Annotated in this window: 7 protein-coding genes; 6 read left to right on the plus strand and 1 reads right to left on the minus strand. The window is 50.2% G+C overall.

What is annotated here, in order from left to right; genetic code table 11:
- The first annotated feature begins 240 nt into the window (after positions 1 to 240).
- From Q0P86_RS07345 to Q0P86_RS07355, 4 genes are all read left to right on the plus strand, one after another.
- On the plus strand, positions 241 to 2016 hold the full coding sequence (locus tag Q0P86_RS07345) for a long-chain fatty acid--CoA ligase (protein ID WP_290994721.1): 1776 nt from the start codon (positions 241 to 243) through the stop codon (positions 2014 to 2016).
- Positions 2017 to 2107: 91 nt separating this feature from the next.
- Entirely contained in the window at positions 2108 to 2539 is a 432-nt protein-coding gene (locus tag Q0P86_RS07350; RefSeq protein ID WP_294114781.1) for a thioesterase family protein, read from the plus strand.
- 139 nt (positions 2540 to 2678) lie between these two features.
- Positions 2679 to 2924 carry a prepilin-type N-terminal cleavage/methylation domain-containing protein gene (locus tag Q0P86_RS16885; protein ID WP_366941282.1) on the plus strand — a complete coding sequence of 82 codons (246 nt, stop codon included), beginning with the start codon at positions 2679 to 2681 and terminating at the stop codon, positions 2922 to 2924.
- A 138-nt stretch (positions 2925 to 3062) separates the two neighbouring features.
- Entirely contained in the window at positions 3063 to 4796 is a 1734-nt protein-coding gene (locus Q0P86_RS07355; RefSeq protein WP_295038497.1) for a chloride channel protein, read from the plus strand.
- Positions 4797 to 4826: 30 nt separating this feature from the next.
- On the opposite strand, the gene Q0P86_RS07360 is transcribed toward Q0P86_RS07355, so the two are convergent.
- Positions 4827 to 5861 carry a peptidoglycan DD-metalloendopeptidase family protein gene (locus Q0P86_RS07360; protein ID WP_294114776.1) on the minus strand — a complete coding sequence of 345 codons (1035 nt, stop codon included), beginning with the start codon at positions 5859 to 5861 and terminating at the stop codon, positions 4827 to 4829.
- 105 nt (positions 5862 to 5966) lie between these two features.
- On the opposite strand from Q0P86_RS07360, the gene nirJ1 reads away from it, so the two are divergent.
- Entirely contained in the window at positions 5967 to 7139 is a 1173-nt protein-coding gene (gene nirJ1 / locus Q0P86_RS07365; protein WP_294114774.1) for a putative heme d1 biosynthesis radical SAM protein NirJ1, read from the plus strand.
- A 132-nt stretch (positions 7140 to 7271) separates the two neighbouring features.
- Positions 7272 to 7947 (plus strand): Lrp/AsnC family transcriptional regulator (locus Q0P86_RS07370; RefSeq protein WP_295038502.1); only part of this gene is annotated, 676 nt, incomplete at its 3' end.

The following is a 7947-nucleotide window of genomic DNA, read 5'->3' on the forward strand; positions in this document are numbered from 1 at the left end:
AGGGTTCCCTCGAGTTGTCGCTCTCGATTTCGGAGAACTTCTGTTTTGTCTGGTTGATGAGTTCAGCTTGATGCCGTTGTACTTAGAAACCAGTTTTTTAAACATTTTATTCCCTCTGGGAAAAAATATGGCTAAACATTCGCAAAAATGACATAATTGCAAAAAAAAATGATTCTGTAACAAATAAAAACTGTTGTTTGTTTAGAATAAATGTATTTTATGGGAAGGAGAATCTGTGTTATGGAATCGTTGCAATATACATCGCTTGCGCAGATGTTCTTTGCGAATTGTGACCGCGAGGATTTCGCGGGCTGGTTCCATCGTAAACCCGGTGGCTGGGAACATTTTTCGGGAACGCGTCTGCGCAATGAAACGCAGTTCATTGCGCTTGCCTTAAGAAACCGAGGCCTTTCGGCAGGCGAAAGCATCGGAATCGTTGCAAACAGCAGTCCCGAATGGATAATGGCCGATGTGGCATGCCAACTCAACCAGGCTCGCGTGGTTCCGCTTTTCCCGAATATCTCGACAGAAAACTTCGCGTTTCAATGTGACGATGCCTTGGTGCAGGTGTTGCTCCTTTATAAATTGAGTGACCTTTCTCCGTCGATCTGCATGTTGATGTCCCGTTTCAAGGCGGTTATCTGCATCGATCCGGAGTCGGAACTTCCGCCGAACGGAATCTACTGGGCGGACCTTCTTAAAGAGGGGGAGTCGCTCTCGAAGCGGCCCGAGTCTTCTCTGTGGCTGAACGACCAGCTGCATGCACTCTCCTTGGATGACGTGTTTACGATTATCTATACGAGCGGCTCTACGGGAACTCCGAAAGGCGTGGAACTGACGCATCGAAACATGCTTTCCCAAATTCAGGTAATCAAGTGCGATTTCTTGCAGATAAACCGTTCTGAAGATGTCTGCCTGGTTGTCTTACCGGTGGCGCATGCTTTTGAGCGTATGTCGGTCTATTTTTATATTTTGTATGGGGCCAAGGTCTACTTTGCCGATACTCCGAGGCATATTCCTGAATGTATCCACGAAATCAGCCCGACTGTCATGACGGTGGTTCCGCGTATCCTGGAACGGCTCTACGAGAACATGACTGCCGCGGGCGAACAGATTCACGGAGTGCAGAAGTTTGTCTTTGAACACGCCCTTACCTATGCCAAGAATCGAAATCCATTGGCGCATAAAAGTTTTGTTTGGAAATTTTACGACAAGCTTGTCTACAGCAAGCTGCGCAAGACCATGGGCGGTCGTTTTCGCCTGGTGATTTCTGGCGGAGGGGCTCTTAACAAGTCTATTTGCCGATTCCTTTTGAATGTCGGGTTCAACGTGTGCGAAGGGTACGGCCTTACGGAGTGTTCTCCTGTTGTCAGCGTGAATCGACCGGGAATGGCTCGTCCGGGAAGCGTGGGGCAACCGCTGACGCACTTGCAGGTTAAGATTGGCGAACACAGCGAAGTTCTAGTGAAAGGGGACAGTGTGTTCAAAGGATACCGTAACCGCGACAACTTGAATGCCGAAATCTTTACGGAAGACGGATTCTTTAGAACGGGCGACCAGGGGTATTTTGATCGCGACGGCTATCTGTATCTGACGGGTCGACTCAAGGAACTCCTGAAGACGAGTACTGGCAAGTACGTAAGCCCCAATCCCATTGAGCTGGAACTTTCTAGGCATTTGCTGATTGAACAGGCTTTGGTAATTGCCAACGACCGCAAGTTCACGTCGGCGCTGATTTTCCTGAACCCGGTGAATGCGAAACGTTTCTTGCAACGCACCGAGAAAGATTTCAGTATCCAGCGTGCGCTCAAGTCCAAGCGTGTCCGCGAGTCCATTGAACGGCATATCAAACGGGTCAACGGCAAGTTGAATCACTGGGAGCAGCTTTGCAAGTGGACCTTGATCGGTGACGAACTTACGGTTGAATCGGGTCTGCTGACGCCGACCTTGAAAATCCGGCGTTCCGTAGCCGAAGCGCGGTATGCCGAAGAAATCGAGAAAATGTACGAAGAATAGGAAAATGTTTGAGTAGCAATCGATCGAGCCTATCTGGGGCTTGTTGCTTTTGTAAATTTGTTTCGCTGAATGAAAATATGTTGGAGGCATTATGGCTATTGCGATGGAAGAAACGGTGAATCCGATGGAATATACGCAGGTGTTCAAGGTGGAACCTGAGATGATTGATGACAACCACCATTTTAATAATGTGTGGTCTGTCAAGTGGATTCAAGATGTCGCGATTGCCCATTCCGATTCTGTCGGTGGCACGACTCTGATGCGTGAACTCGGTGCAGCCTGGATGATTCACGTGCAGCACGTGGAGTACAAGAACCAGGCTTTTCTGGGCGAAGAAATCCGAGGAACGACCTGGGTAGCCGCTTACGGCAAGGTCGCGACTTCGCGCCGCTGCCGATTCGAACGCATTTCCGATGGTAAGATTATTTTTGAATCGGATACGCAGTGGGTGCTGGTGGATGTCAAGCGCGGGCGTCCGATGGCGATTCCCGACGCGATGAAGAAACTTTATACTGGACAGTAGGGTAATATTTTTAACCTTGACCGTTGTGTGATGATAGTCACAGGCCTATTTTGTAATTCATAATATTGCATTATGTTGTGCAACAACGACAATAAAATGATGAATATTGAAAAAAAGAGGCTTGTAAGGAATTTTTGCAATCAGACAAAAAGGATTTTCTCTAATTGAAATCATGATCGTGATTGTAATCATGGGTGTTGTTACATCCATTTCTGGAGCTACGACAGGCAATTGGGGGGATGCCTGTAAAAAGTCGTGCACATTGGATAATTGCCTTCTAGACAAAAGCGGCATGACATTATTTGGTGTTGATGTAGCTCAGGCAACACCAAGATTCAGAAAAGGAACCGCAAACACGGATGATGCGTATTCTAGCGGTAAGTAGGACTTGTTTTTTTTCTACATTTCCAAAAGTGAAAAAACTAGACACCATCCTTTATTTTATCACCGACAGCACCTGTGTTCCCGAAAACCCCGAAATGGTCCCTCGTGAACTGAGACTGGCCCTTGGGAACCTGAGCTAGTGAAGGAATTCCAGAAACATTTCGCGAAACTTCTCGCCATCAATGGCTACCTGCCCAAGATTTTACTGGCGGCGTTCATCGGTTTTGTAACCGGCCTTGTCGCAGTGGCTTTTCATTACGGACTCGAATTTTGCAGCAGGGCTGTGCGTGACCCCTGGTCCGGCGAAAACGGACTCCCTTGGTGGAGTTTTGCCGCCATGCCGTCCTTGGGTGGATTTTTGGTGGGGTTGATCATCTTTAAATTGGCCCAGGCTCCCGAGACCGCAGGACAGGGAACCGACAATATGATCCGCTCCTTTCATCATCAGGGCGGTAAGATTCGAGCCAGGGTGGCTCCGGTCAAGTTCATTACCAGCATTGTAACGCTTTCTACTGGGGGTAGCGCCGGTTACGAGGGCCCTGTTTCACAGATAGGCTCGGGGGTGGCATCCACTATCTGTAGTTTTTTCAAAATGCCGCAGTCGCTGCGGGGCCAGTTCATGCTTGCGGGGACGGCTGCGGGACTGGGCGCCATTTTCAAGGCGCCCCTGGCCGGAGCCCTCACTTCGGTGGAGGTGCTGTATCGTGAAGATTTCGAGTCTAATGCCTTTGCTACATCCATAGTCTCGTCCGTGGTTGCTTTTACGGTCTATATAGCCCTGGTTGGTACGGCTCCGGTCATTGCCGGTGTCCCGGCATTCCCGCTGACCAATGCGGCAGAACTTTTGGCCTGTGCGCTGTTGGGAATCCTATGCTTTCCATTTTCGTACCTGTATGTGCGCTGCTATAGCGAATCGGAAACCCGATTTTCGCGTTGGAAAATTCCTGATTGGCTTAAGCCAGCTGTAGGCGGATTGCTTGTTTCGTTGATTGTTCTTGCCTACCCTGAAGTTATGGGCGGCGGTTTTGAATATATCGGCGAAATCATGAAGGGGGTGGTGCCCCACACGCTATGGGGTGTGCTCCTTCTGCTTGCTATTGCCGTTGCAAAGATCGTGGCGACTGCTTTCACGGTGGGTTCCGGTGGTTCCGGCGGCGTTTTCGGGCCTTCACTTTTTATTGGAGGCGTACTCGGAGCCATGTTCGCGGGCCTTTGTGAAATGATTGTGCCCGGTGCAATGCGTTACCCGGAAATGTTTATTCTGGTGGGGATGGCCTCTTTTTTCGCTGGGGCGGCCAAGACCCCTATTGCGGGTGTCGTGATGGTTTGCGAAATGACGGGAAGCTACACCCTGTTGCCTGGACTCATGATTGCCGCTGTTATGCATATCGCCTTTTCGCGTCCTTGGAGTATTTATAAAAGCCAGGTGCAAAACAAGTTCGCAAGCCCTGCTCACCGAAACGACATGGATGTAGACGTGTTGAGCGTGACTACCGTAGGCGATGTGATTGAACCCTGCGAAATAAAGACCTTAAGGGGGGACGAACCTTTGGCAGAGGTCTTGAAGTTCGTGAATCTAAACTATGTTTATCCGGTGTACGATGGCGACAGTTATATGGGTCTTCTGGATATGGCGGTGGTCAAGTCTGCCTACATCTCGTCGCCCGATTTAATTCGCCACTTGCTGGTTTCGGATTGCACTGTGAAAGTCCCCATGCTTTCGGTTTTGACGGATTTGCATACGGCATCCAAGGTGTTCATGAGATTCCCGGTAGAACAACTCTGCGTGAAAAACGACAGGGGCGACGTGGTGGGTTCCCTTAGCCACGGTGCAATTTTCAGGGCGTATGACAGCATTGTAAGACAATCATAAACCGCCTTCGAATTTAACAGAGAAACTTTTTTACGAGCAACGAAGAACTTGGCCCGGGCGTATCATATTGCCTTTGATGCCGTTCAACTGCTTGAGGCGCTTGATTGAAATTCCGTACTTGCGTGCGATTTTTCCGAGACAGTCGCCGCGGCGCACCTTGTAGTAGCGGTGCTTGGCGAGTTCTTTCTGGAAATCCGCTTCGACGAGTTGTAGCTTGACTTCGTCGATTTCGGTCATCGCGTTGAGGAATGTACCTTCTGCGAAATTGAAGACCGTTGCCGGGTCGATGTAGTTTCCGTTGAATCGCATCTCAAAATGCAGGTGCGCTCCGAAAGAACGCCCCGTGTTGCCTCCGACGCCGATAGTATCGCCGGCTTGCAGTGTATCGCCGACATTGACTTGCCAGCTGGCGAGGTGTGCATATAAAGTAGTGAGGCCGTTCCCGTGGTCGAGGATGACGTATTTTCCGTAGCCCTTGCGACGGCCCTGGTTGCGGACCTTGACGACTGTTCCCTTGAATGCGGCGACAATGGTGCGGTCTTCACCGTGGCAGAGTCCCAAATCGACCCCTCGGTGCATACGGTAGGTTCGGATGCCGTAAGGGGCTGAAACGCGCCTGCTTGCAGACGGAACAAAGGCGGTTGTCATGTCAAGCGTGAGTTTTTGCAGAGCGTCGACCGTTGCGGAATCGGCTTCGGCCATGTCGGCCTCGAGCTCCGCTTCGGCTTCTTCACTTTCGGCACCTGCTTCTTCGTTGCCGTCTTCGGTGCTTTCGTCGTTGATTAAGGCAAGAGAATCTGTTTTGGGGGAATCAGTTAAAGAATCGGAGAGAGAATTAGTGCTTGCCACCTCGTTAGAAATGACAGGGGAGTTTCCGGCATCTTTTAGATTGAGACTGTCCGTGGCTTTCCATTTTTGTGAAGAGTCTTCAACGGCAATAATTTCTTTCGCCGCATTTTCTTGGCCGTTTTCAATCAGTGTCTCTGAAGTGGATGAAATATCGATTTCTTTTGCGAAAAGCGCAAAAGGCAACAAGGCGGTCAGTGTAAGGGTCGTCCATTTCATAAAAGTGTTCGGAAATGTAGAAAAAAGTTTTTTGAAATTTTATTTGATGGGCTCGGTATCTTGATTTTTCTATCTTTGGAAAACAATCGGATTCATTGTAAAATTATGATTAGTATTACCAAGCTTTTGATGGATACGCCGAATTACGGCGATCAGCTGCGTTATGAACCCAAGGCCCATGAATGCAAGAACGGCGTTGCTCCGGGTCGCGGCCCCGTGGTGGTGTGGAATTGCACCAAGACTTGCAACCTGAGTTGCGTGCACTGTTATGCCCGTTCCGAGGCTATTAAGTACCAGAACGAATTGACCCACGAAGAAGGCTTGGCGTTAATTGACCAGTTGGCTGATTTCAGGGTTCCGGTAATTCTCTTTAGTGGCGGCGAACCGCTACTTCGTCCGGACTTTTTTGAATTGGCAAATTATGCGGCCTCTAAGGGAATTCGCCCGACTATCAGCACGAACGGCACCTGCATTACGCCCGATGTCGCCCAAAAACTCAAGGATATGGGCGTGGGCTACGTGGGCATTAGCCTGGACGGTTGCGAAGCGACCCACGACAAGTTCCGCGGCAAGGATGGCGCTTACAAGCTCGCTTTGCGCGGTATCCGCAATTGTGTGGCGACAGGCCAGAAGGTGGGCCTTCGCTTTACCATTACGCGCTACAATGTGCAAGACTTGAATGCGATTTTTGACTTGCTCGAAGCCGAAAATATCGACCGCGTATGCTTCTATCACCTGGTATACAGCGGCCGCGGCTCGGCAATGGTGCAAAATGACTTGAACCATGAAGAAAGCCGCAAGGCTATCGATTTGATTATTGACCGTACACTTGATTTCAAGAAGCGCGGAGTCAACAAGGAAATCTTGACGGTGGATAACCACGCCGACGCCATCTACCTGTATCGCCGTATGCAACGCGAAGATCCGGCTCGCGCCGAGAAGGTGCTTGAACTCATTAGGCGCAATGGCGGCAACCGCAGCGGCATGGCCTTCGGTAACGTCGACAGCATCGGAAACGTTCACCCCGACCAGTTTACGCAGTATATTACGCTCGGCAACGTGCGCGAACGCAGTTTCGGTGAAATCTGGAGTGACGAATCGAATCCGATTATGGCGGGCCTCAAGAACAGGAAACCGATTCTGAAGGGACGCTGCCCCAGGTGCGCCTACTTGAACTTTTGCAACGGTAACTTCCGCACTCGCGCCGAGGCAGTGACCGGCGACTTCTGGGAAGAAGATCCGGCCTGCTACCTGACGGACGAGGAAATTAATGGATAATGTGGAGTGTGGAATGTGTAGTGAAAATCATCTCACACCACACGCTTCAGTCGAGAAACACATTCCCGCTTAAGTCATTCTGGAGGGACTCTGGACCCTATAAGGGGATAGAGGACCGACGGAATCCAAAAAATGAACGAACTTGAACAGAATATTCTCGCTATCATCCAAGACGCCTTTCCGCTGGAAGAACGCCCGTACCAGGTGTTGGCGGAGCAGCTTGGCTCCGATGAACAGAGCGCTTTTGCTGCAGTCGAAAATTTGCGCCAGTCTGGCATTATTCGCCGCATCGGTGGTGTGTACGATTCTAAAAAGCTCGGCTTTATTTCGAGACTTTGCGCGGGCAAGGTGCCAACGATTTTGGCGGGCGCTTCCGATGATTCCGCCTTGAATAAGTTCGCAGCCACTGTGAATGAAATTCCCGCGATTACACACAACTATGTGCGCAGTCACGAATACAACGTCTGGTTTACCATAATAGCCCGGTCCGAAGCGGAAATTCAAAAGATTGTAGATGGACTCTGTGCAAGTACCGATCTGCACGATGTTCATCTCTTGAACGCGACCAAGAAGTTCAAAATCAATACGGTGATGGGGGCTGCTGGCGCACCAGCAAACAGAAATGGTGACGAAAAACGTCATTGCGGGCCGAAGGCGAAGCAATCTCCTGCCCACTTTTTATCCGCAAATGACAGAGCCCGAATCCGTATTGCCTGCACCGATTGTCCGCACACCCTCACGCCGTTTAAGGATTGGAGCGTTTCCTGTGATGAGCTCCGCGAAGACTTGGCTTTAAAACGCATGCGCC

Source organism: uncultured Fibrobacter sp. (assembly GCF_946062555.1).
GTDB lineage: Bacteria > Fibrobacterota > Fibrobacteria > Fibrobacterales > Fibrobacteraceae > Fibrobacter.

Coding starts and splice junctions, on each gene's coding strand:
- Q0P86_RS07345 (WP_290994721.1), top strand. CDS start 241: ATGGAATCGTTGCAATATACATCGCTTGCGCAGATGTTCTTTGCGAAT.
- nirJ1 (WP_294114774.1), top strand. CDS start 5,967: ATGATTAGTATTACCAAGCTTTTGATGGATACGCCGAATTACGGCGAT.
- Q0P86_RS07360 (WP_294114776.1), bottom strand. CDS start 5,861: ATGAAATGGACGACCCTTACACTGACCGCCTTGTTGCCTTTTGCGCTT.
- Q0P86_RS07350 (WP_294114781.1), top strand. CDS start 2,108: ATGGCTATTGCGATGGAAGAAACGGTGAATCCGATGGAATATACGCAG.